General features: G+C 50.4%; 19 protein-coding genes and 1 pseudogene. 8 read left to right on the top strand and 12 right to left on the bottom strand.

Annotation, left to right across the window (positions count from 1 at the left end):
• Positions 1-27 precede the first annotated feature (27 nt).
• Positions 28-2004: a BCCT family transporter gene (locus NX720_RS00635; RefSeq protein WP_262598768.1), complete on the bottom strand. Its 1977-nt coding sequence runs from the start codon at positions 2002-2004 to the stop codon at positions 28-30.
• Positions 2005-2267: 263 nt separating this feature from the next.
• On the opposite strand from NX720_RS00635, the gene NX720_RS00630 reads away from it, so the two are divergent.
• Genes NX720_RS00630 through NX720_RS00620 form a run of 3 tightly spaced genes read left to right on the top strand, consistent with a single transcriptional unit; the run spans position 2268 to position 5402 of the window.
• Positions 2268-3287 carry an ABC transporter substrate-binding protein gene (locus NX720_RS00630; RefSeq protein ID WP_262598767.1) on the top strand — a complete coding sequence of 340 codons (1020 nt, stop codon included), beginning with the start codon at positions 2268-2270 and terminating at the stop codon, positions 3285-3287.
• 17 nt (positions 3288-3304) lie between these two features.
• The gene (locus NX720_RS00625; protein WP_262598766.1) at positions 3305-4204 is read left to right on the top strand and encodes an ABC transporter permease; all 900 of its coding nucleotides are present in this window, start codon (positions 3305-3307) and stop codon (positions 4202-4204) included.
• Complete coding sequence (locus NX720_RS00620) at positions 4194-5402, top strand: quaternary amine ABC transporter ATP-binding protein (RefSeq protein WP_262598765.1); 1209 nt, start codon at positions 4194-4196, stop codon at positions 5400-5402. The genes NX720_RS00625 and NX720_RS00620 overlap by 11 nt, the downstream gene beginning before the upstream one ends.
• A gap of 8 nt (positions 5403-5410) precedes the next feature.
• On the opposite strand, the gene NX720_RS00615 is transcribed toward NX720_RS00620, so the two are convergent.
• The 4 genes from NX720_RS00615 to codB all read right to left on the bottom strand — a co-directional run bounded on the left by NX720_RS00615 (position 5411) and on the right by codB (position 10969).
• On the bottom strand, positions 5411-6241 hold the full coding sequence (locus NX720_RS00615; RefSeq protein WP_404831036.1) for an ion transporter: 831 nt from the start codon (positions 6239-6241) through the stop codon (positions 5411-5413).
• Positions 6242-6320: 79 nt separating this feature from the next.
• Positions 6321-8075 (bottom strand): CPBP family glutamic-type intramembrane protease, encoded by a 1755-nt coding sequence (locus tag NX720_RS00610; protein WP_262598764.1) that lies wholly within the window; start codon positions 8073-8075, stop codon positions 6321-6323.
• A 348-nt stretch (positions 8076-8423) separates the two neighbouring features.
• The gene (gene codA, locus NX720_RS00605; protein WP_262598763.1) at positions 8424-9701 is read right to left on the bottom strand and encodes a cytosine deaminase; all 1278 of its coding nucleotides are present in this window, start codon (positions 9699-9701) and stop codon (positions 8424-8426) included.
• A gap of 14 nt (positions 9702-9715) precedes the next feature.
• A complete protein-coding gene (gene codB / locus NX720_RS00600; protein WP_262598762.1) occupies positions 9716-10969 on the bottom strand; it encodes a cytosine permease in 1254 nt (417 codons plus the stop codon).
• Positions 10970-11203: 234 nt separating this feature from the next.
• Between codB and NX720_RS00595 the strand changes: the two genes are divergently transcribed.
• Positions 11204-12262 (top strand): hypothetical protein, encoded by a 1059-nt coding sequence (locus NX720_RS00595; RefSeq protein ID WP_262598761.1) that lies wholly within the window; start codon positions 11204-11206, stop codon positions 12260-12262.
• A gap of 103 nt (positions 12263-12365) precedes the next feature.
• On the top strand, positions 12366-13277 hold the full coding sequence (locus NX720_RS00590; RefSeq protein ID WP_262598760.1) for a patatin-like phospholipase family protein: 912 nt from the start codon (positions 12366-12368) through the stop codon (positions 13275-13277).
• 20 nt (positions 13278-13297) lie between these two features.
• Here the strand turns inward: NX720_RS00590 and NX720_RS00585 are convergent, their stop codons facing one another.
• A complete protein-coding gene (locus tag NX720_RS00585) occupies positions 13298-13858 on the bottom strand; it encodes a Smr/MutS family protein (RefSeq protein WP_262598759.1) in 561 nt (186 codons plus the stop codon).
• 376 nt (positions 13859-14234) lie between these two features.
• On the opposite strand from NX720_RS00585, the gene prmB reads away from it, so the two are divergent.
• Together prmB and aroC are read left to right on the top strand one after the other, a co-directional pair.
• Positions 14235-15230, top strand: a complete 996-nt coding sequence (gene prmB / locus NX720_RS00580) for a 50S ribosomal protein L3 N(5)-glutamine methyltransferase (RefSeq protein WP_318654079.1) — start codon at positions 14235-14237, stop codon at positions 15228-15230.
• Positions 15231-15322: 92 nt separating this feature from the next.
• A complete protein-coding gene (aroC, locus tag NX720_RS00575; RefSeq protein WP_262598758.1) occupies positions 15323-16423 on the top strand; it encodes a chorismate synthase in 1101 nt (366 codons plus the stop codon).
• Positions 16424-16468: 45 nt separating this feature from the next.
• On the opposite strand, the gene NX720_RS00570 is transcribed toward aroC, so the two are convergent.
• From NX720_RS00570 to NX720_RS00555, 4 genes and pseudogenes are all read right to left on the bottom strand, one after another.
• A complete protein-coding gene (locus tag NX720_RS00570) occupies positions 16469-16984 on the bottom strand; it encodes a phosphoribosyltransferase (RefSeq protein WP_262598757.1) in 516 nt (171 codons plus the stop codon).
• Between the two features lie 235 nt (positions 16985-17219).
• Positions 17220-17369, bottom strand: a pseudogene (locus NX720_RS27450) (IS91 family transposase); the annotation flags it as partial.
• A 96-nt stretch (positions 17370-17465) separates the two neighbouring features.
• Positions 17466-18842: a hypothetical protein gene (locus tag NX720_RS00560; protein ID WP_262598755.1), complete on the bottom strand. Its 1377-nt coding sequence runs from the start codon at positions 18840-18842 to the stop codon at positions 17466-17468.
• 262 nt (positions 18843-19104) lie between these two features.
• Positions 19105-20913 carry an AMP-dependent synthetase/ligase gene (locus tag NX720_RS00555; RefSeq protein ID WP_262598754.1) on the bottom strand — a complete coding sequence of 603 codons (1809 nt, stop codon included), beginning with the start codon at positions 20911-20913 and terminating at the stop codon, positions 19105-19107.
• A gap of 283 nt (positions 20914-21196) precedes the next feature.
• Here NX720_RS00555 and NX720_RS00550 point away from each other — a divergent pair, with 283 nt between their 5' ends.
• Positions 21197-21847, top strand: coding sequence for a hypothetical protein (locus NX720_RS00550; RefSeq protein WP_262598753.1), 651 nt, complete (start codon positions 21197-21199; stop codon positions 21845-21847).
• Positions 21848-21899: 52 nt separating this feature from the next.
• Here the strand turns inward: NX720_RS00550 and NX720_RS00545 are convergent, their stop codons facing one another.
• On the bottom strand, positions 21900-23342 hold the full coding sequence (locus NX720_RS00545; protein WP_262598752.1) for a TrkH family potassium uptake protein: 1443 nt from the start codon (positions 23340-23342) through the stop codon (positions 21900-21902).
• Between the two features lie 125 nt (positions 23343-23467).
• Positions 23468-24448 carry an acrylyl-CoA reductase (NADPH) gene (gene acuI / locus NX720_RS00540; protein ID WP_262598751.1) on the bottom strand — a complete coding sequence of 327 codons (981 nt, stop codon included), beginning with the start codon at positions 24446-24448 and terminating at the stop codon, positions 23468-23470.
• Positions 24449-24483: the final 35 nt, after the last annotated feature.

Here is a 24483-nt window from a genome sequence, read left to right as displayed (position 1 = left end):
ATGGGCAAGACCAACCCGAAAGTGGCTTTACCGCACCATGTGCAGAAAGTGCAGGTGCTTTTCATACTGGCTGACAATATCAGCAATGACCTGTTCTTTACTCCAGCCCATAATATCGTAATCCTGCCCACCTTCCCTGAGGAACACTTCTGCACGGAAGTATTTACGTTCTTCCTCGTCTTCTTCATCCAGAACAAAGCTTGGTTGCAGGTAGGCTCTTGGAAATACCTGGTAGCTGAAGTCGGTTTCCTCACCATGCAGGATATTCAGGGTCGGTGCGCTGGCTTCCTGATCCAGCTCAACCGATGTATTGATCCCCTGGCTGATCAACTCGCCAGCAACGGCTTCCATAGCAGGGATAACGACATCTTCACTGAAGCGCTTGACATGAGCCCGGCGCGGGAAATGAACCAGGTTGTTAATGCGGGTTTGCCAGGATACGGATTTCTGCGACATAACGGGAGCCAGGTTAGTCTGGGTCAGGCTCTCTTTTTTGGCGGCGTCAATAGCCAGAGCCCTGAGCAGTCCGTAGGTTGACATCATAAGAATAATGGAGAACGGCAGGGCACTGGCAATAGTGGCTGCCTGCAGTGCCTTCAGTCCGCCGGCCAGCATCAGCGCCATTGCTACCGCACCGATCAGGATGGACCAGAAAACCCTTTGCCACATGGGTGGATGGTCGTCACCGTCAGAAGCCAGGATATCTATCACCATGGCACTGGAGTCGGACGAAGTGACGAAAAAAATGACCACCATCAGAATGGCGATAAACGAGAGCACTTCAGAGAATGGGAACATCTCCAGAAACTTAAACAGTGCCAGAGAGGCATCCTGTTGAACGACGGTGGGCAGTTGTCCGGCAGTGTCGTGCAGAATGGCGTAGATAGCGGTATTACCGAACACCGTCATCCACAAAAAGGTCAGGCCAGTTGGTACAAACAGGACACCGGTAACAAATTCACGAATGGTCCGGCCTTTGGAAATACGGGCAATGAACATACCGACAAAGGGAGACCAGGACAGCCAGAACGCCCAGTAGAAAAGGGTCCAGCCGCCAATCCAGTCAGTGCCTTCATAGGCGTAGAGGTTAAAGGTTTTATCGACGATACCGGACAGGTAGCTACCGGTATTCTGCACAAACATTTGCAATAGCAGTACCGTAGGCCCCAGAAGGATGATCAGCAGAACCAGGGTCATCGCCAGCAGCAGGTTGGCTTCAGAAAGAAGGCGAATACCTTTATCAAGACCGGTGGCAACGGAGAGAGTCGCCAGTGCGGTAATGGCAATAACCAGTACGACCTGTACCATCGGTGTGACGGGCAGGCCAAACAGATAATTAAGACCTGAGTTGACCTGCATCACACCCAGACCCAGCGAGGTGGCAACGCCGAATACCGTACCCAGAATGGCAAAAATATCGACGGCGTTACCGATGGGGCCATAAATTTTGTCGCCAATAACCGGATAAAGTGCGGAGCGCATGGTCAGGGGCAGTTCATGGCGATAGCCGAAAAATGCCAGTATCAGGGCAACAATGGCGTAAATGGCCCAGGCATGCAGGCCCCAGTGGAAGAATGTCAGCGTCATAGCTTCTCTGGCAGCGTCCAGCGTACCCGCTTCGCCCACCGGAGGGCTGATGAAATGTATAACGGGTTCGGATACCCCGAAGAACATCAGGCCAATGCCCATACCGGCAGAAAACAGCATGGCAAACCAGGAACCGAAGCTGAAATCGGGTTCCGCGTGGTCTGGTCCCAGCTTGATTTCGCCATAACGGGAAATGCCGAGGAAGGTGACGCAGAGCAGGATCAGGGCGACGACCAGAACATAGAACCAGCTGATGTTGTTGTTGATACTGGTCTGCATCCGGGAAAACAGCTCACCGGCATGGGCAGGAAAGGTAACGGCGTAGGCAACCAGGGCGAGTATCAGTACCGCTGAGCCAAAAAATACGGGCGGATTTAAAGTGTGTGGTATGGGGTTTGACGATGAGGTGTTTTGCATAATTCAGGATGTGCCTGATGAAGGGGGATGGGATGACCAGCGGACAGGGTAGTAAATGTTCTTGTCAGTCCATTATGGAGAAGCGAAATAGTATAGATCAAATTGTGGGAGATCAAATTATATTTACCTTTTGATCTTTTCTTATACAGAAAATATCCGTTGTTTTTACTGTGGAAATAGCGATAGTTTGAATTAAATCTATTTGGTAGGTAGATTGGTAGTGATATTATCTATAAAAATAACAAAGAGTATCTGGTTTTATTATGAAATTTGCCTCTCTTGCCAGCCTTTCCCTGTCCCTTTCCCTGTTCGTAATTGCCTACCCCTCAGTCGCCGCTGATAAAGACCAGTGCGGCAAAGTGACACTGGCGGATATGAACTGGAACTCTGCCACGTTGATCGCCCATATCGATCAGTTTGTGCTGACCCATGCTTTTCACTGCAAAGCGGAACTGGTTCCCGGTGATACCATGCCCACCGGGGCGTCCATGATTGAAAAAGGTGAACCGGATATTGCGCCTGAATTCTGGAGTAACTCTATGAAAGAGGCGATTGATAAAGGCATTAGTGAGCGGCGTCTGCTGGTGGCGGGAAAGGCTTTGTCAGAAGGTGGAGAGGAAGGCTTCTGGGTACCTGAATATCTGGTCAGGCAATACCCGGAGCTGAAGAGTATTGAGGGAGTCCTGAAACACACAAAATTATTCGAGCATCCTGAATACTCTGACAAGTCTGCTTTTTATGGTTGCCCGGCGGGCTGGAACTGCCAGATTTCCGCGGGCAACCTGTTTAAAGCCCTGAAACTGGGACAGGTGGGTTTTGACCTGGTTGACCCCGGCTCGGGCGCTGCACTGTCCGGTTCTATTGCCCGTGCCTATGAACGACAGGAGCCCTGGTTTGGTTACTACTGGGCCCCGACCGCCGTGCTGGGTAAATACCGGATGGTAAAAGTGGACTTTGGTGTAAAGCCTGATATTAAAGAATTCCTGAGCTGTACAACACAGGCAGACTGCCTGAGTCCTCAAGTCACTATGTACCCACCCTCACCGGTCAATACGCTGGTCACTGCCTCCTTTGCACAGCAGTCCCCCGAGGCTATGGGCTACCTCGGCAGGCGCTCCTTTACCAATCAGCAGATGAACCAGTTGCTGGCCTGGATGGAAGACAGTCAGGCTGACGGTGAAATGGCAATGGAGTACTTTCTCAGGGAGCATCAGGACGTGTGGCAGGCCTGGCTGACGGATGCTCAGGTTGAGCAGGTGGTTCAAGCTCTCAAACGTTTATAAGCAGGGAGAAGCTGACCATGGCTGAGCATTCTTTCTGGAGTCGCTTCCCGCAGATGGATCGTGAACAGTTGTTGTCTATTCGTAAGGCACTGGATGGGTTGTACCGGGATTTTTCCAGAGAGTACGGAGACACCATTGAAGCCCTGTTTGACCCGTTACTGGATTTCCTGGTCTGGTTTGAGCAGTTACTGACCGGGTCCCCCTGGTGGCTGGTACTGGGAGTCATTGTCGGAATTGTTTATCTTGCCAGCCGGTCAGTCAAACTTACGACCGCTGTAACCCTTGTTCTGTTACTGATTGGCTATTTTGGTATGTGGCAGGACACCATGCGCACACTGAGCATGATAACGGTCTGTACCCTGCTGGCGATTATGTTGGGAATACCGGTGGGTATTGCCATGGCGTTGTCAGACAGAATGCAGAAAATCGTAACGCCGCTGCTGGATGTTATGCAGACCATGCCTGCCTTTGTTTACCTGATTCCCGTGGTAATGTTACTGGGCATCGGCAAGATTCCCGGACTCATCGCCGTCATTATTTATGCTATCCCTCCTGTGATTCGTCTGACAAACCTTGGTATTCGCCTGGTCGACCGGGAGGTGCTGGAAGCGTCCCGGTCGTTTGGCGCAACAGCGTGGCAGCGCCTGGTGGGCGTGCAGTTACCCCTGTCTATGCCAACCATTATGGCGGGTATAAACCAGACCATTATGATGGCCCTGGCTATGGTGGTCATTGCTTCCATGATCGGAGTCAAAGGGCTGGGGCAGCCAGTGCTGAAAGCGATTACTAACCAGTACTTTACTCTTGGCTTATTGAATGGACTGGCGATTGTCGCCCTGGCCATTATTTTTGACCGGGTTTCCCAGTCCTGGGCTAAGCGGTCACAGCAGTACGGAGGACAGCAACTTGACCAATAAGGGTGAGCCACTGATCCGAATCAAGGATTTATATAAGGTGTTTGGCAGAGACCCGGAGCAGGTGCTACAACAGGTACAGTCGGGGACTGATAAAGACCAGTTGTTACAGAGTTCCGGGCACACTCTGGCACTGCAGGCCATTAATCTGGAAATTTTTGCCGGTGAAGTGTTTGTTATTATGGGGCTGTCCGGTTCCGGCAAGTCGACATTGATCCGGCATTTCAACCGCTTGATCGAGCCAACCAGTGGTCAGCTGTATATAGAGGATAAAGATATACTTCAGTTGTCTGGTAAAGAACTGGTTCAGTTTCGTCGCCATCGTTTATCGATGGTGTTTCAGCGTTTTGGCCTGATGCCGCATCTTACAACGCTGGAAAATGTTGCCTACGGCCTGAAAGTTCAGGGTGTCAGCAAGGCGCAGCGACAGCAACAGGCGCAGCAATGGCTGGAAACTGTGGGCCTGGCAGGCTATGAACGGCACTATCCATCACAACTGTCGGGTGGACAGCAACAACGGGTTGGGCTGGCAAGAGCGCTTTGTACCGATGCCGATATTCTGTTGATGGATGAAGCCTTTTCGGCCCTCGACCCTTTAATTCGCAGTGAAATGCAGGATCTGCTGATTGAGCTTCAGGACCGGCTGCATAAAACCATTGTCTTTATCACCCACGATCTGGACGAAGCCTTAAGACTTGGTGACCGTATTGCCATTCTTAAGGATGGAGCCATCCAGCAGGTGGGCAAGCCGGAAACCATATTGCTGGAGCCTGCCACGGAATACGTGGAAGCCTTTGTCAGGGATGTGAACCGGGCGCGAGCCCTGACGGTTGAGACTGTGATGAATCCGCCCATTGCCCGTATTACCGCCAGAACCATTGGTGAAGCACTTGAGCAGATGAAAAAACTGCCCGAGGATTACGGTTACTATGTAACGGAAGACGGCTATCAGGGGGGGCTGTTGCAGGAAACCCTGGAACAGGCTGCCAGAAAAAATTCGGAAGGAAAGCTGGTGCCTGACCTTTTTGAGGACTGGCCAGTCATCGCTCCCGACATGCTGATTGAAGAAGCATTGCCCGACACGCTGGAAGCAGACCACCACCTGCCGGTTGTTGATGAGCATGGAGACCTTCAGGGACAACTAAGCCGCGAATCCCTGGTGGAGGTGTTCAGCGAGGTCAACCATGAGGGTACTTCTTAAGGAAACCGTCATTTCTCCTGTTTGAGCAACAGCTGTTTAATATCGTCCAGTTGTTGCTGTAACGCCATTAATGTTGGTTCCCCCTTTTCTTCTCTGGCTTTTTTGCGATCTTTCTGGCGCTCATCTTCCAGCACATTAACCACTATGCCGATGATCATATTCAGGAAGGCAAAGGCGGTAAAAAAGATAAAGCTCAGAAAGTAGGCCCAGCTGAGGGGATAGACTTCCATGGTTTCGTACATCACATCGGTCCAGTCTTCAAACGTCATCACCCGGAACAGGGTCAGCATGCTGACGGCAATATCTCGCCACAGTTCTTTGTTGATGTCATGGAAGAAAGTGCTGCCGATGGCGGCATAAATATAAAAGATGATAAACATCAGCAGCAGTACATAACCCAGCTGGGGCAGGGCTTTGAGCAGTGAGTTCAGCAGTAACCGGAGCTCAGGGATAATGGACACCATTCTCAGCACGCGGAAGATTCGGATCAGCCTTCCGATCAGTGCCATATCAGTGTTATCGATGGGGATGACACTGACAACAACAATCAATGTATCGAAAATATTCCACCCGGATTTAAAGAAATTCTTTTTGTTCTCCTCTGCCAGAAAGCGGATGGTGATCTCTGTCAGAAAGAACAGGGTAATGCCCCAGTCCAGCACAGTAATAAGGTGTGAAACTTCCTCCGGAATTTCATAGGTTTTGGCACCAATCACCAGGGCGGAAAAGATGATGATGGAAATGACCAGCAGCTCAAACATCTTGTTGGAGCGTATGGTATAGAAGCGGGATTGCCAGCTGTTTTGTCGCATGAGTAAACGGTTGTTGTGGTTGGTCATCGTATTTATAGAACAGTCATTTTAGCGGCAATTAAACAGCTGACCAACGTTCGCTTCAGATAAACTTTCCCGGCTGTCTTTAAAGCGCATCGTGAGCAGCTTTCAGGATCTCATCCGGTGTGTAGTTCATAAGGTTCACAACGGCATGAGCAGTTATAGCTGCTGACAGGCCATGCTTTCGATAAATCTCTCCAAGAATAATCCCAAAACAAAAAGCGGACCCAACATGGACGGGAGAAGGATCAGGGTTACCTAAATGTGCCAATCCGAACGCGCTGGCAGAAATCAGGGTGCTTACTTTTTCTGCCTTCCATTGGTCATCTTTCTCACCCCAAAAGAGGTGAAGGATGCCATCAAGGATATTTTGAAGTCCAAACCGATAGATGATCTCTTCTATGACTGCAGCTTTAACACCAGAGACAGGCGAGCCAGATAAACCACCAGTGCCATGCTTGTCTATGTCATTATCACGAAGAGCCTGTAAAACTGTCACTAAAATGTGTGAAGCAGCGGCACGTGTAAAAATTCCCGTTCCTGCACCTGCCATTATTTTCTGAAATACGTTTTCAGTGTCCAAACGTTTGGTGGCCTCAACACCCAAGCCATAAAGACTGGCAGATAAAGTCCAGCGCAGAGCGCTTGACAATGAGGTTTCGTTATTAAAATAGCCCGGATCACTATAAAAAAGACCAGCACACCCTACTGCCATAAGTAATTTGAGTGTTGAGGCTTCGGGCTTGTGTCCATTATCTTCCAGATCAGTAGAAATATAATCTTCCAGCTTTTTAAAAATCGTTGCAGAATCAATCTTGCCGTCATGATTAAATGTTCTGGCGAGTTCCAGCGGATAAGTCTCACCCTCTTTATCGGTTCGGCTATTGCAGACGATACCAATGTCCTGTTGCATTTTCTTCGCTTCATTTTCTTCAAGGCATAAAGCCGACAATACACGGCCAAGATCGGATACAAGCCTGGCTTCTTCCTCACTAAGGCCATAGCCCGACAGTCTGATGTTCTTTTCATCTTCGGCTAACATGCAAAAACTACCGTCCTGGCTGGCGTGAATATGCGACTTTAGCGGGTTCCCAGCTCCGGCATAGCTTGTTTTTATGTCGCTGTATTCAAAATGGGGAAGGTTCTTTTCCATCCTGTGTTCGCTCAGGATGCGCTGTATTTTTTGAGCATTGCCTTTGTTGAAGGCGAGGTTCAGAATATCTGCTCCAATGCCTCTGACATCCTTCGCCTGAGAGTCTGATCCTGCCTCAAGAAGATATCGAATGACGGCTAATCGTTGAGATAAGGTTCCCTTACCTTGATGCGTTATAGCGGCTAATAGCGGTGTTCTCCCATTTGCGCTTTTATTTGCTTCATCTAATTCAGGGGTTTCTTCCAGGTCAACCTGTCCGGTTTGGTGGAGTGCTTTCACCATGTTGATACAGCCGGACCTACAGGCAAGATAAAACGGTGTAATCTCTTTCGCCTTTACTCCATCAGCAGAGTAGTCGGCAAACTCAACTTTCTGCATAGCAATTTTTTTAGCGGAATGTCTGTCTATTAACTGCTGGCACCTGATTTCATCACCTGACGCAAATGCAGAGGAGATTTCAGCTAACTGTTTTTTTGTAAGTGGGTCTGTCTCTTTGCTCGGTTCTGGAGTTGCTTCAGTCACCGTGCGTTCAAGAATAGGAGTACTTGCAGAACCTGAATCATCGTGTACATCGCCTGATGTTAAATAACGTTCAGTTTCAGGGAGGCGTGGAGCTGAAGTAAGCCAACCATACCCCTGCTGAATGAGAGGTGGTATAGAGTTAATAATACACGGGATTGTTAGCATTACTTATCCTCCTGAAATTTTAAAGGCAAGAAATTCTGGGGGCTTGCTCCTGAGTAATCGATTTTTAAGGGATCATTTAACCACTACAAAGTGTCCACAGTATTGTAAAAACAGACAGTAAGTAATGCGCTAAGTTCCTTTTACCTGATAAGCCATCTCTTTATCTCACTTTTACGCCTCTGAGCTGGCGGGCTATGCGCCAGACTTCACCGTGTGCCGGGCATGTTGCACAGCCTGGGGGCGAAAGGCAGTTGAGCAGTCCGGCCGCTTTTGCCACCCCCCTTATCCAGCAGTTTGTTTGTGTAGAAAGAGGGCTGACCAGTAATAACCACGGGTCAGCCTGTTACATCAGATCTGGTTGTAATAAAAGTCAACCGGCTGCTGGCCATTATGATGAATAATGGTGGCGGCTGGTCGGGTTGAAGCGATCAGTTTGCCATTACGGAAGGAGTGAGTGACAACGGCCTGACGACGTACCGCATCAAAAACCGATTCAGCATCCAGCAGAATCAGATTGGCCGGTTTGCCGGTTTCTATACCGTAGCGGTTCTGAATGTTCAGGGCTCTGGCACTGTTGCTGGTAATCAGTTCAATACCCTGGTTGATCTGGTCAAGCCCGGTCATCTGACAGCCAACCAGTCCTGTGAACAACACCTGTAGCATATTGCCGCCCTGCATCGGGAACCACTGATCAACGATATCGTCCTGGCCGAAGCAGGCATTGATGCCTGCGCCCTGCAGTTCTTCAATACGGGTAATACCCCGGCGTTTGGGGTAAGTGTCCATACGACCCTGAAGGTTCAGGTTGGTCACCGGGTTGGCGATAAAGTGAATGCCCGATTTTTGCAGCAGGCGCATCAACTTGACCACGTAGGCATTGTTGTAGGAGTGCATTGCCGTCGTATGACTGGCGCTGACTCTCTGACCCATGTTTCTTTCCAGTGCCAGGCAGGCAACGGTTTCCACAAAGCGGGATTGCTCGTCGTCGATTTCATCACAGTGAATATCAATCAGTGCGTCGTATTTTTCCGCCAGTTCAAATACCGTATGCAGGGACTCAATACCGTATTCTCTGGTGTATTCAAAATGAGGAATACCGCCCACCGCATCGCAACCCAGCTGCATCGCCTGCTCCAGCAGCTGTTTACCATTTGGGAACGAGGGAATGCCTTCCTGTGGGAAAGCAACCAGCTGAATGTCGATCAGATCGCGCATGTCTTCCCGCAGTTCCAGCAGTGCATGCAGGGCTGTCAGGCCTGGGTCGGTGGTGTCCACATGACTGCGCACGTGCTGAACGCCCTGTCCGATGTACCATTGCAGAGCCCGGCTGGCCCGGGATTTAACATCGTCGTGGGTCAGGGTTTTCTTGCGTTCTGACCAGTTCTGAATACCTTCAAACAAAGTACCCGAACGATTCCATACCGGCTCTCCGGCTGTCAGGCAGGTATCCAGGTGAACATGAGGGTCAACGAACGGCGGTAGAGCCAGACGACCATTGGCGTCTATGGAATCCATAGGCGCAGTACGGTCAGAGCCTGCCGGAGTAATAGACTGAATAAGTCCATTCTCCATGACAATGTCGCATAAGTCTGCCTGCTGGTGCAGGCGAACGTTTTCAAGGCGCATCAGAAATGTCCAGTTTAGAAAGTGTTCGGGTTCGAAAGTGTCCAGTCGCGGGTCAGGGGTAGCTTATGCAACAGAATATGACAGGCAGCCGCTGCAAGTACACCGTTAATTGGCGCGATGCCCGGGATATAACCAGCAGCCAGCACTCCGGCAGCCCAGGCCAGAAGCGCACTCAGATTCAGGCTGTCAAAGCGGTTACTTTCAAAAGCAGGGTAGTGACCTTTACGGATGAACAGGTAATCAGCCAGCAGAATGGCACCAATAGGTGGCAGGGTCAGGTTCAGCAGGCTCAGCCAGCCAACGAAGTTGTTGTTCAGCCAGATGGCGAACGCACTACCCAGGATACCGTTGATAACGACAATCAGGTTTTTGTTTTGACCGGTAATCGATGCCAGACCAAGGCCGGATACGTAAAGTGCATTGTCGTTTGTGGTCCAGATATTCAGACCCAGGGTAATTACCGCGGGTAGAATAAGCCCCTGGATAAACATCACTTCGGCAATATCAGCCTGTCCGACCACCATAGAGCCAATGGCGCCGAAGCTGAACATCAGGGTGTTTCCCAGAAAGAAGGCGAGCAGTGTCGCAGATACGGCAATTTTCGGGGTGCGGGCAAAACGGGTGAAGTCGGCGGTAAGTGTGCCCGCACTGATAAACGATCCTATACAGATACTGATGGCGGCAGCATAGCCAATGCCATGCTCTGGTGTAATCGCGAACAGTCCTTGCAGGCCGCCTGCGTCTGCCATGGCCTGGCTGACGGAAAAGCCACCCAGCACAATGATGGCAGGTACTGCCACAAAGCTGAGAATGGTTAACGCCTTGAAACCAAAGAAGGCGGTTGCCGTCATTAATAAACCGGACACCATAACCAGTGTGCTGACATCAATGCCGGTCGCCCTGTTCACCGGCAGGGCAAACATGGCAACGCCTACGCCAAACCAGCCTATCTGAGTCAATGACAGTAACAGGGAAGTAAATTTCGTACCTTGACGGCCAAAGACGTACTGGGTCAGAAGATGGGTAGAAAGACCGGTTTTACTGCCTATATAGGCGAGAGCTGATGTGTAAATGCCCAGCAGCAGGTTACCTGCCATAACCGTTAGCAGAAACTCGCTGAATGTCAGGCCCTGACCAAGGGTTCCACCTGCCCACATACTGGCAGAGAAGAACGTTAAGCCAACCATAACCACAAGAATGGGAAAAAATCCTTTGCGAGACGACTCCGGGACGGTTGAGTGTGCAAAGTCCTGAGCAACTTCCGACATTTAAACTCCGTTCACGCTGATAAGCAGCTGAAATATTGAACAATTGTGCCGGATGTGCATTGTGTCAGAATGAAGGTTCAAAATCATTGTGTTTTGATGGATTTAAGGGCATCTCCCTAACTGACTACGTGGAATGTTTGCATTTCTGTTGTAAGCCCTCTGTTTTAAAGGCTGTCAATTCTACTATTTGGGCTAGTATCGTTGGTATTATAAATGAGCTAATGATTTTCAGTTATGACTATAAGTAAATGTCTGAGGTATTGCTTTATCTTTTTCCTGCCACTGTTTGGAATTTTATTATCAAATGACTTGAAGGCAGTGGAACATTGTTTTAACAGAACCTGGTTTAAAAAGACAGGCAGCTATTATGATCAAAATGGCCGAGAACATGTACAGGCTGAAAGAGCAGGAGTATACGGAAATATTGTAGAGGAGACAGGGGATAGTGATGAAAGAAGGCTACAGTTTCGTTTGAGTCCTCGGGCGGGCGAAAATACGGACAGTAGTCACGATGCTCGTCATTATATTAACACCCGGCTTTCTGTTGAGTTAATACCAAGACCTTCGTCTAATGATGAGCATTTGATTCAGCAAATTCGGGAAAGAGCCGGAGCGAATGAGACTCAGAGTGATCCGGTTGCTGTTATATTAGACGCTCTTAACTCCCCTTCCATAACGGCTGATGTGCGGACAGAATTTTTGTCTGTTGTCGCAGGGCGCTACGTGGCTAATATAGCCGGATTTGGAAACGTAGAGGTAACCAGTGTCGAGGGGGTCTCGTTTTTTGAAGAACTGGTTCAGCTTTTGTTAATCATTAAACGGCTTTCTGGCTTATCTGCTGAAAAGTTTACTCAATTAGTCAATGCCGTCAGTTCTGTCAGAACTAACTGTTTCCTTCCTGAGGCTATGGCATTTAATCAGTTTTTCCCTTTGGTGCGTCTGAGTGAGATTCAGAGGGATACTCCACAAACTTTATCTTTTAGAGCCGGACTCCTGCTATTTCGAAGTGTGACAATGGAAACCGGTTCGACAGGTTGGTTCAGTTTCGATCTTAATTCTGATGGAGGCTTATCGAATACCTTTTTGAGAACCGAAGATGGACAAGACACTTATGTTGGTCGCTGGGTTTCTGTCAATGCGCGTCCCAATTATTTACGGGAAGATTTGATAACCCTGGTGACAGGCGCTCAAAGACCATTGCCAGCGGGAGATGAGCCAGTGCCTGACAATCCCCGGTTGCCCCAAAGACATGAGTTGTTGCATTTTGACTCCGGATATCAATCAGGATATTAACGGCTATTTTTCGATATCGGGCTGCCCGGGCCAGTGATGTTCCGTTGTTGGATGATATATGATGACTGCCGTATAAATTTAATCAAACGATATTGAGGATGTTATGACCAAGCGAGTTGCCCTGGTTCTGGGTAGTGGTGGTGCCAGGGGTATTGCCCACGTCGGCGTTATTCGTGAGTTGCTCAGTCGGGGTTATGAGATCACGGCGGTTTCCGGCGCTTCAATGGGGGCGCTGATTGGCGGTGTCTGGGCAGCAGGTAAGCTGGACGAATACTGTGAATGGGCTGAGCAGCTGGATTATCTCGAGATGCTTCGCTTGCTGGATGTTTCCCTGCTTGATCCGGGGGTTATAAAAGGAGACAAGCTGTTTGAACGTATCCGACAAATTGTTGGTGATTGTCGTATAGAACAGCTGCCGGTGCCTTATACGGCAGTAGCCGCCAGCCTGACGGCACGCAGGGAGGTCTGGTTTCAGCGTGGCGACCTGATTACGGCGATCCGCGCTTCCTGCGCCATTCCCTCACTGTTTAAACCGGTAAAAATGCATGGTCAGCTGCTGGTAGATGGTGCGGTGTTAAACCCTCTGCCTCTGGCACCCGCGGGTGCGGCAGCCCAGGCAGATCTGGTGGTTGCGGTGAATGTTCTGGGTGAACCTGAACCTGATTTTGACCAGCAGGAAAGCCCTGAAGAGGAAGACTCTCTGTTTACCGGTTTACTGAACCGCTGGATTCCCAAACAGAAAAGCGAGAAGAAACAACTGGAAAAATCCATGGGATTGCTGGATGTCAGTAACCAGTCCATGGAGCTTATGCAGCAGGCATTGACCCGTTATAAAATGGCCGGTTATGTGCCGGATATTCTGGTGACCGTACCTAAAAATATCTGTCAGTTCTATGAATTCCATCGTTTTACCGAAGTCGCTGATGCGGGGCGAGAGAGGGCTGTTCAAGCCCTGGATGAGTGGGAGGCGAACGAGGGTATTCAGCATCTGCTTGAAGCAGAAGCTGAATGTTGATATGTGGTTATTTTGTATGACTATTTTTTTCTGATCAGCACCAGAACAGAGCCTGTCCCGCCTTCCGAGGGTGGGGCTGAACAGAATGCCAGCACATCGGGAATCTGCCTCAGCCAGTGGTTAACATGGCTTTTCAGCGTATTTTGCCGATCCGTTCTGCGGTGCGACTTTCCGTGAATGATGCGGACGCAGGCGAAACTCTGGGTTTTACAGAAATACAGGAACTCGGAGATCAGCTCCCTGGCTTCTTCAATTTTATAGCCATGAAGATCCAGCTGATAACGAACCGGAATCATTCCCTGCCGTAACTGACGCAGGCGTGTCTGCTGTAGTCCGGGGCGGGAAAAGTCGATGCGCTGCTCCGGATCAACCGGCTCTACCCAGGCTTCTGACAGGGCTGCGCCACCTCCGCTCTCGGTTCGCTGAGCGGCGCTGCGGCGGGTATGCATCGTGCTTTCAGGAATGTCAGCAGAAGGTTTGCGCTGCTGGTCGTGGCGTTTTTTGCTCTTAATGGGCTGCACGCCCTGCATCGCCTGTTCGAACAGGCGCCTTGGGTCTTCTTCGTTGTCGTGATCAGACATGGGAACAAATTGGTTATTAGCGGCTTGGTCTGGAATCGTGGATTGTACCTTGTTCTATGTCGGTTTTTATAGATTTGAATGTTTTTATTCGCTTTTGGCTGTCCGCAGTTTGTTATTGGTTGAGCAGCCAACAGCCAACAGCCAACAGCCAACAGCCAACAGCCAACAGCCAACAGCCAACAGCCAACAGCCAACAGCCAACAGCCAACAGCCAACAGCCAACAGCCAACAGCTAACAGCTAACAGCCAACAGCGAAAAGAAGCGGTACTGCCAAATGCTGCTTTATGCTATCTTGGCGCATCTTGCCTTGAGATGGGAGGTTTGGCTTTGCAATGCTATGCAGGCCCCGGTGTTTTACCTCCCGTAGGAGACTTTGTGACTCAATCCTTAGTACACCCTGGTGGACGCACTGGCGAAAAAAACAGCGGGCAGGTCGATAACCTGTCTTACGATGGCCTTGCCAGTATCCGGGATTTTATTCGCTGGGCGGCCAGCCGTTTTAATGAAGCCGAACTGTTTTTCGGGCATGGCAGCGATAATGCCCTGGATGAAGCCATGCATCTGGTGATGCAGGTATTGCAGCTACCCTGGGACCTGCCTGAACCTTATATGGATTGTCGTTTGACTTCAGAAGAACAGCAGTCTGTGGCAGAGCTGGTTAAACGTCGTATTCAGGAACGCAAGCCGCTGGCGTATCTGTTGAATCGGGCATGGTTCTGTGGCCAGCCTTATTATGTGGACGAACGGGTGCTGGTTCCCCGCTCTCCTATCGCAGAACTAATTAACCAGAATTTTCAGCCCTGGCTGGGTGATGCGACGGTGACTCGTGCCCTTGATCTGTGTTCTGGCTCTGGCTGTATAGGCATTGCCATGGCGCACCAGTGGCCGGAAGCGTCGGTGGATTTGCTGGATATTTCCGATGATGCCCTGGATGTCGCGCATATCAATATTGACCAGCATGAGCTGTGGGGACGGGTGCAAGCCGTCAAGTCGGATCTGTTTAAGACAATAGACGACAGCCCTGAACGCCCGCGTTACGAGCTGATCGTCAGCAATCCACCCTATGTGGATGCGGAAGATATGGCAGACTTTCCTGAGGAGTTTGGTCACGAGCCAGAGCTGGGACTGGCAGCCGGTAATGACGGTCTGGATATGGCTCGTATTATTCTGGCCCGGGCAGCAGACTTTCTGGCCGGGGAAGGTTTACTGGTGCTGGAAGTAGGCAACAGCCAGTGGGCGTTGCAGGACGTTTATCCTGAGGTGCCGTTTGTATGGCCGGAATTTGCCGAAGGTGGTCATGGCGTGCTGGTGCTGACGGCGGAGCAGTGTCGTGAATATCAGGGTATTTTTAAAAGTCGCATGACGGGGTGAGCCGGCAGGCTCCTGGGCGCTTTTATTAAAAATAGGTCTATTAAAAACAAGATAAGGGCTGCCTGTTCGGTGGCAGCCTGATGGGAGTTACGATGGCGGGGAATAGCATAGGTCAATTGTTCAAGGTGACCACGTTTGGCGAGTCTCATGGTATTGCGCTGGGGTGTATTGTCGATGGTTGTCCTCCCGGACTGCCATTAACGGAAGAAGATATTCAGAAAGATCTGGATCTTCGTAAACCCGGCACGTCTAAATATACGACGCAACGTCGTGAACCGGATCAGGTGAAAATTCTTTCCGGTGTTTTTGAAGGCAAAACCACAGGAACACCCATTGGTTTGCTGATTGAGAACGTTGATCAGCGCTCCAAAGATTATTCCAACATTATGGATCGCTTCCGTCCTGGTCACGCCGACTACACCTATGCCCACAAATACGGTTTCCGTGACTACCGTGGTGGTGGTCGTTCATCGGCTCGTGAAACCGCTATGCGTGTGGCGGCCGGGGCGATAGCCCGTAAGTTTCTGGCAACACAGGGTATAGCGATTAAAGGTTATCTGTCGCAACTGGGACCGATCAAAATCGAACAGTTCGACTGGGAGCAGGTACGTCAGAATCCATTTTTCTGTCCGGACGCTGACAAGGTGGCAGAGATGGAGCAGCTGATCGACGACCTTCGTCGTGAAGGGAACTCCATTGGCGCGCGTATTTCTGTGAGAGCCAGTGGAGTTCAGCCTGGTCTGGGTGAGCCGGTGTTTGATCGTCTGGATGCCGATCTAGCGCATTCGCTGCTGAGTATTAACGCCGTGAAAGGGGTTGAAATTGGTGATGGCTTTGCCTGCGTTGAGCAGAAAGGAACAGAGCATCGGGATGAAATAACGCCTGAAGGTTTTCTGTCCAACCATGGCGGTGGCGTGCTGGGGGGAATCAGTTCCGGTCAGGACCTGATTGCGCATATTGCTTTAAAACCCACTTCCAGCATGACCACGCCGGGACGTTCCGTAAACCTTGAGGGTGAACCGGTGGACATTGTCACCAAAGGACGGCATGACCCGTGTGTGGGAATCAGGGCCGTGCCCATTGCCGAGGCGATGATGGCGATTACGGTCATGGATCACTTTATGCGACACCGGGCACAGAATGCCGATGTCGTCAGTGACGCGCCGTTGATTGCGCCTTCTGTCAGCGGTTGACAGCTTTGCAAAATAAAGCCCGCATGGCGCGGGCTTTGTCTAAAATCACTGACCAAACGTAGCGATGTCTTCAGCATCCCAGGCGTAGTTGATCCAGTAATCGTTAATATCCCTGCCAATAAAAAAGTGATTCAGTTTTTCCGGCAGTTGACCCTTCTTTTCTTTCAGCTTGTTGTGAACGACGAAAGCAGAGAACTCGGTATCCGGGTAGTGCTCAATCAGTTCGTTCAGGGTGAAGTCCAGCGTAGTACGCTGATCGTCGACTTCGTCAATCACCAGTACTTTTTTGCCATTCAGGTTCACCTTACCTTCCAGCCATTGCAGCTTGATCGGTGTATCCGCCGGGGCGGTGCCAATTTCGTCACTGTAACGGGACAGGGCGACGGTCAGGATTGGGCGAGTGATAAAGGTACGCATGATGCGCGCAGGAATGAGGCCGCCACCGCCAATGGCCAGCAGGTAGTCTGGCTGGTAATCCGCTTCTTTGATGGCAAGGGATGCGTCCCTGATGGTGCTGTGGATATCTTCGTAAGTGAAGTTGTACTTCTTCACAGTCGTCATATGGTTTGCCTGCTGCGTAATAAAAATATAAAGGCGCGGAGAGTAGGGGATGATGAATTTTTGATCAAGTAGCGATTACCGCTATGTCATGGACGACAGAGGGAGAAATACAAAAAAGACTCTACGGTCAGAACCATCCTGGACTTGCGCAGGATGCATTCCAGCGGGTCAATCCCGAAGCTGTTTTTCATCAGGGCCGGAAACCGGATAGGAATAGCCTATCTTTCTGGCTGATCCATGACTTCTGGTAGTGGATATTGAGCCAGCGATTGAATGCGGTTTTGTTGGGACAGGTGGCTCGCAGATCTTTCGGTAGTTTCAGTTCACCCCGGTTGTACGCTTTCCTGAATAAATTAATGGCCTCATAGCGCCACAACGGTGACAGGCAGGTGTACATGCACACTCCACACCATGCGCCATCCTTGCGCAACAGTTCTTTGAGGCGTGAGGGAAGTCGAATCATGTTCTACCGGCTTGTCCCTCAGAGTGAACTCGGTTGGTCTCCATCGTTACCTTGCTTTTCAGGCCTTTGTCGTTTTGATTTTGGCTTCTTCCTTCTGTGGGAGAGTTGGTGTGTTTTCAGATGCACCTTCTGGCTGGCTGAGTAGCGGCAGCCCCGGTGGTCGCACTGGAAGGGCTTCTTCCCGCTGTGGATGAGTTGGTGTGTTTTTAGATTAACGGGCTGAGTGGCTGAGTAGTTGCAGCCCGGGTGGCCGCACGGGAAGGGCCTCTCCCCGCTGTGGGTGAGTTGGTGTACTTTCAGATGACCGTTATAAATGGTTGAGTAGTTGCAGCCCGGGTGGTCGCATAAGTGGCGCTTCACCCTGCCGTGGGCGCGCCTTTTCTTGATAGCGGCTGGCTGGTCAGAAGTACTGTCTGGTTCTGCTGTTACGATTACCTTTGAAACAATTTTTTGCCGGATAACTCTTTTAGGTTTGACTGAACCCATGCTTCCTGAATAAGGGGCAGATTCCTGACCATCCGTTTGCGGATAATAATTTAAGCTGCAAGTGACATCGCTATCTGAGGTTGATTCGCACTGGGTACTTATAAGGGGTTGGGGGGCAATGTATCTGTCTAACTCAGCCATACAATCCCGACACCTGCAAAAAAGCTTATGTTGGTTTGTATCACCGGGGGCATAGATGCAGCGTCCTTGTGCCCGACATGGCTCTAAGAGGCAAGTTTCGTCATAGCTGTGCCTGACGGGAGTGGGGTGGCCTGGATCGTCATCGTAATACTCGCCCTGGTGGCTAAGGAGTGAATAATGCGAGTGGCCTGTGAGGCTTGAGTGCATGTTGAATGAGTGCCCCTGACCCCATGCCCCTGTTGCGTAGGAATTGCCACCGTCAGGTTTATACATCAAAGTGATAATCTGAAGTTCGTGCTGCTGGCTGGATTCCTGCTCGTCCAGTTGATTAAATAATGCTGATCCCGGGTTCCAATGGTTTCTGGTCAGCAAACCCACAACGACAGTTGCCACCACTGGCATCCATGAAAAAGACTGCGGTGTTAGCGAGTCTTCCTGAAGTGACAGAAGCAGCTTATAGCCGACGACTTCACCGGTAGCGTACAGCAGCTGCCACGAAACTGACTCGACCACGGTCGTCAGGCTCTTCCAGAGGCCCTTTGGCTTGCAGGGTTTGTCATCAGGTGGTGAGTCTGATCCTGAATAGCTGTATGTGTTGATAGTTTCTGTCGCTTCGCCATGCGGGGACTCTGTGTTAATTGCCAGTGTTGCAAAGAATGTATCCGGGTCTGGCTTTATAGAAAAGTTATGGTGTGGTGTGCTCTCATTTTGTTCAAAATCAACAATAAAGCTGTGGGGTTGTGGCTTGGCCAGACAGGCGAAAGACACGAAGAGCAAAACGTGAAAAATTAAACTTTTAATAGCTCTACCCTTTGCTGTTTTTGAGATTAGAGTCAGGAAAGGATAGACAAAAGAAAATGTACGCAAAGGCCGACTTTTGGTATTTACAGAAAAAGTCGGCCTTTGCGTAAATGTGAGATATTTCTCAGGTGTTGGAGGGTTGCGCTGGGCAAAAAGTCACCGCGAAGCGGCTTACCCTGAGGAGGCTGCAGTTTGGAATATAACGCAAACAGCCAACAGCCAGCAGCAATCAGTGGCTGATGGCTGGCTTGCCATACATGGAGTCAATTTCCTTCTGGAAACGTTCCATAATGATCTTTCTGCGCAGCTTCAGGGTGGGGGTAATCTCACCCAGTTCAATGGAGAATTCACGAGGCAGCAGGGTAAACTTCTTGACCTGTTCGAAACGAGCCAGTTCATCCTGGATACTGTCGAGACGCTCCTGAAACAGTTTTTCGATATCGGTGTTGCGAATCAGATCCATCTTGCTTTCGTATTTCAGATTCATCTCCCTGGCGTACTCTTCCAAAGCTTCAAAGGCTGGAACAATGAGGGCAGAGACATAGTTTTTAGCGTCAGCAATAATCGCAATCTGTTCAATGAAGCGATCCTTGCCCAAAGTACCTTCAATATGCTGAGGCGCAATGTACTTGCCGTTGGAGGTTTTCATCAGTTCCTTGATGCGGTCGGTGATTCGCAGTTGCCCCTGTTCATCAATCAGGCCAGCGTCGCCGGTTTTCAGCCAGCCATCGGCGTCGAAGGTTTTCGCGGTTTCTTCCGGTTTCTTGTAGTAACCGCGCATAACGGTGCCACCTTTCACCAGAATTTCACCACCATCACCAATTTTTACCTGTACGCCTGGCAGTGGGTTGCCACAGCTACCAAACTGGAAGCCTGTGTCGCGGTAACAGGTGATAGTGGCTACGGTTTCGGTCATGCCGTAGCCGATTTTGACGTTGATACCCATGGCATGAAAGAACTTGCAGATACTGTCGTCCAGTCGTGCGCCGCCGCAGGGTATAAAGCGGATACGACCGCCAAGACCCTCTTTGATCTTGCTAAATACCAGTTTGTCTGCCAGCTTGTTCAGGCTTTTCAGATAACCCGGAACGGGTTTGCCCTGACGGTGGTATTCCATCGCCTTATAACCGATGCTGCCAGCCAGTTTGAAGATCAGTTTCTTAGCCGCTGAACCCTTGCCGATTTTCGTATGAACACCGGTATAGATTTTTTCGAACAGACGTGGGACGGAGCACATGATGGTGGGTTTTACCGCCTGCAACATGTTGGCGATGTCTGCCTGGCTACGCATGTAGTTATTTACAACGCCACGACACAGGGCATAGTTGGACCAGCCACGCTCAAAGATATGGCTCAGGGGCAGGAAGGCCAGCGATGAGTCGGTGTGGTCAACGTGGATCAGCTTGTCATGGGCATCGAAAGACGCTGCCATATTGGCATAGTCCAGCATCACACCCTTGGGTTTGCCGGTAGTGCCTGAGGTGTAAATCAGGGTAAACAGGTCGTCCATGGAGCGACTGGCGAGGCGGGCTTCCAGTTCGGTGCGCTCTGTGTCGGCAGAGGCCAGGAAATCCTTGAAGTATTGCGCGTTTTCACAGCCTTTCAGGTCGACGTCTTCATCAAAAACAATGATGGTCTTCAGGTGGGAGGCTTTGCCCAGCAGTTCCAGAGCGTCGTCGAACTGAGGCTGTTCGCCGACGAACAGGATTTCTACTTCAGCTTCATCAATGATGTAGCATACCTGGTCAGGGGTGCTGGTGGGGTACAGTGGTACGCTGACGCCACGTGCCTGCATACAGGCGAAGTCAGTCATGGACCATTCCGGCATATTACGCGACCACAGACCGATATTGCCCTGTACTGGCAGTCCTGCGCTCAGTAGTGCCAGGCTGGTCTGGTCAACGGCTTCAAGGAACTGACGCCACTGGACTTCATGCCAGCGATCACCATGGGCATAACGCAGGGCCGTGTTTTCAGGGTGTTGCTCCGCGCGTTGACGAAACTGGCTGACCAGGTGGGTAGGGTGAATACTATTCATCGGTTCCCTTGAAGGACTCAGTGTGCGGGGTATTTTCACGACGGATCAAAAGGAATGAAAATACATTATCAAAATTAAGAATTGACCAAGGATACTACAGGATGGCATCAGAATCCCGCATGATTTGGGTCATTTTTTGCAGTAAGGCTCTGTAATATTTGTAACAGGATGTTTTCACTTATGGCTATTCGCTTTTTCTGAGGTTGTAGCGTTTTCACCGTAAGCCCCTGCTTTTTTCAGGCAGGGGTTATAATGCTCAATATCATAGAAAGGACGGTGTATTATGAATGAGATGACAAATTCACAACTTTTGCTGACTCATGCTCGACAATTTTTTAAAGGGTCATTAAAAACCGATAATAAAGTCTTCTCTATGAGTTATGGGCTGGCCTCTCCACAGAGAAAGCAAAAACGACTGGATGACGTTGGAAAAGCCAACGGGGTAATAGCCAGGTTAAGGGAGAGTAATAATACTGATGAATATTTGCTTTTACGCGTCACCCCTCAGGAGGAGAGGGCGGGTAACAGTAATGAGTACATCGTCGTCGCCCTCCAGTTGGGCATCGCTATGGAGATTCCATATATATGGTTGGTAGATCATGAATTTCATATGTTTCTGGTGCTGGCAGATGAATCCATGCATTATCATAAGTCGTCCCTGAGAGCGTTTGATCAGTACGAGAATAATGATTTCTGGGTGTGCGACCCATGGTTTAATATACATTGCAAGCTGGCCATGTACGGGTCAATGGCCAGCTTGCAGTCAAGTCGCTGGTCGATTGCCGGTAAGGAAATACGCACAGGTTGTTCACAGGAGCCTGCAAACCTGTGGTGCCTGAGACTGTTTGAAGGCGAAATGACGTTCCTGATAATGACGGACAGAGATGGAATGACCACCGATGATTGTAACGACTTTCTCACTGCATGGACTTGATCCGGGCAGGTGCCACTTAACGGGCACCCGTCGTTCTTTATGCCGGAAACACTTACCCTTTCCAGAACTGGGGTGTAAACAATACCAGTACCGTTATAACTTCCAGCCTGCCCATTAGCATACCAAGGCTGAGTAACCACTTGGCTGAGTCAGGAAGAGAGGCGAAATTTCCCGCTGGCCCAATGATGTCTCCAAGTCCCGGCCCGACATTGGCAACGGCCGTGGCGGCACCGCTGATACTGGTGGTCAGGTCCAGCCCCAGCAGGCTTAACAGCAGGGTCAGCAGGCTCACCAGCAGGCCAAAGAAAAAACTGAAGGCGATCAGGGAGCGTAAAATATCACTGCTGATTTGCTGACCGTTGTAGCTTTGCACAAAGCAGGCTCTGGGGTGTGCCAGTTGCTTCAGCTGGATCATTAACAGTTTTGCGCCAATTTCAAAACGGAAAATCTTCACGCCACCGGCCGTAGAGCCTGAGCAGCCACCAACAAAGGTAAGGAAAAAGAAGGCGGTTGCAGCAAAGCCGCCCCAGAGGGTGTAATCCGTGAGCGCATAGCCGGTCGTGGTAACCACGGATGTGGTGTTAAAGGCAACCAGTGTCAGGGACTCCCAGAAACTGTAGCTGGAATACATAAATAGCCAGATACTGAGACCGGCCCAGGTCAACAGCAGAAACTGGACAAAGGTGACGACCTGGGTGTTCTTTGTAAGGGCTTTGTGATCACCTTTTAAAAACTTCACAAACAGTACAAAGGGCAGTCCACCCAGTAACATAAAAATGGTGGCTGTCCAGTGAATAAAGGGGTTGGAAAACTGCCCCATGGAGTTGTCCGAGGTTGAAAAGCCTCCGGTGGACAGGGCGGTCATGGCATGGTTGATGGCTTCAAAACCGTTCATGCCACCCAGAAAAAACAGGTAGGCACAGCAGACTGTTAACCCCAGGTAGATGCACACAATCCGTTTGGCAATACTGCCGGAGCGGGGCATCACTTTTTCTGACCAGTCAGACGATTCGCTCTGGAACAGGCGCATCCCCCCGACTTTCAGAAAGGGCAGTACTGCAACAGCGAGTACGATAAAGCCTATCCCGCCCAGCCATTGCAGCAGTGAGCGCCACAGCAGTATGCCTTTGTTCATGGTGTCTAGCCCTGACAGGACTGTGGAACCGGTTGTGGTAATGGCTGACATGGTTTCGAAGTAGGCATCGGTGTAACTGATATCCAGTTGTATCCAGAATGGCAGGGCTGCAAAGCCACTGAGCGTTACCCAGGTTAAATTGGTCAGCAGAAAAATTTGGCGTGCCTTGAGGCTGAACTCTTTTGTACGACAGCAGACGCATAGAATCAATCCGGTCAGCAGATTAATGGCTGCGGACCAGAGAAAGGCATACTTGCCGGGGTCATGAATGAGTAAGTCGTACAGCGCCGGCACCAGCATAAGCAGCGACTGTACAGTCAGAAAGAGGCCGATAACGTAAAGGACAGGGCGAATGTTCATTATTTGGATCAGGTACGGGAAGTCTGCACACAAAAATAACGCGCAGACTCTGATGCATAAATTTTAGAGAGTAATTATGGATTGAATACATCTGGCAATGCACTCAATCCATGTCGGAAAATAGCTTACTTCAGACGAATCAGGGTGCGGCCAGTCACCTGTCCACGAGTAATGGCCTCAGCCTTTTCCGCCACCTCTTCCAGGGTGACTTCAGAGCAGGCGGCTTCGTAGTAGGATTCTGGCAACAGTTCAGCCAGACGCTTCCAGGCTTCGTTGCGTTTAGCCAGAGGACACATGACCGAGTCAACGCCCAGCAGTTTTACACCACGCAGAATAAAAGGCATAACCGTGGTTGGCAGGTCAAAACCGCCAGCCAGGCCGCAGGCTGCCACCGCACCCTCGTAGTTTACCTGAGACAGTACCTTGGCCAGCACCGAGCTGCCGACGGTATCAACGGCACCTGCCCAGTACTGGCGATCCAGGGGGCGGAGTTTGTCGGTGAATTCGGATCGGGCTATTACCCGTTTGGCTCCCAGTGCTTCCAGCATGGGCGTGTTTTCCGGACGACCGGAAACGGCCGCCACGTCATAACCCAGTTCTGCCAACAGGTTTACGGCAACACTGCCTACGCCACCACTGGCGCCCGTTACCAGAATTTCACCTTTTTCCGGAGTAATGCCTGCCGCTTCGAGATCCATCACACACAGCATGGCGGTTAAACCTGCTGTACCAATCATCATGGCTTTGCGCTCATCCAGACCTGCAGGCAGTTTAACCAGCTGGCTGGCCTTAACACGGGCCTTTTCTGCCATACCGCCCCAGTGATTCTCACCAACGCCCCAGCCGGTCAGAACAACGTTGTCACCTGCGCTGAAGTCGCTGCTGGACGATTCAATAACCGTACCGGCAAAGTCAATGCCCGGAACCATGGGGAAGTCACGAATAATTTTGCCTTTGCCGGTAATGGCGAGTCCATCTTTGTAGTTCAGGGATGAGTAATCGACCGCAACCAGAACATCACCTTCTGGCAAGGCTGATTCATCCAGTTGCTGGATGGAAGACAGGGTTTGCTTGTCCTGTTGTTCAAGAACGAGGGCTTTGAACATGCGACAGACTCCATGTGTATAAATTGCGCAGAGAC

Source organism: Endozoicomonas euniceicola (genome assembly GCF_025562755.1).
Classification (GTDB): domain Bacteria; phylum Pseudomonadota; class Gammaproteobacteria; order Pseudomonadales; family Endozoicomonadaceae; genus Endozoicomonas_A; species Endozoicomonas_A euniceicola.
Note: the sequence above shows the minus strand (reverse complement) of the source record. Positions and strands in the feature narration are given on the sequence as shown.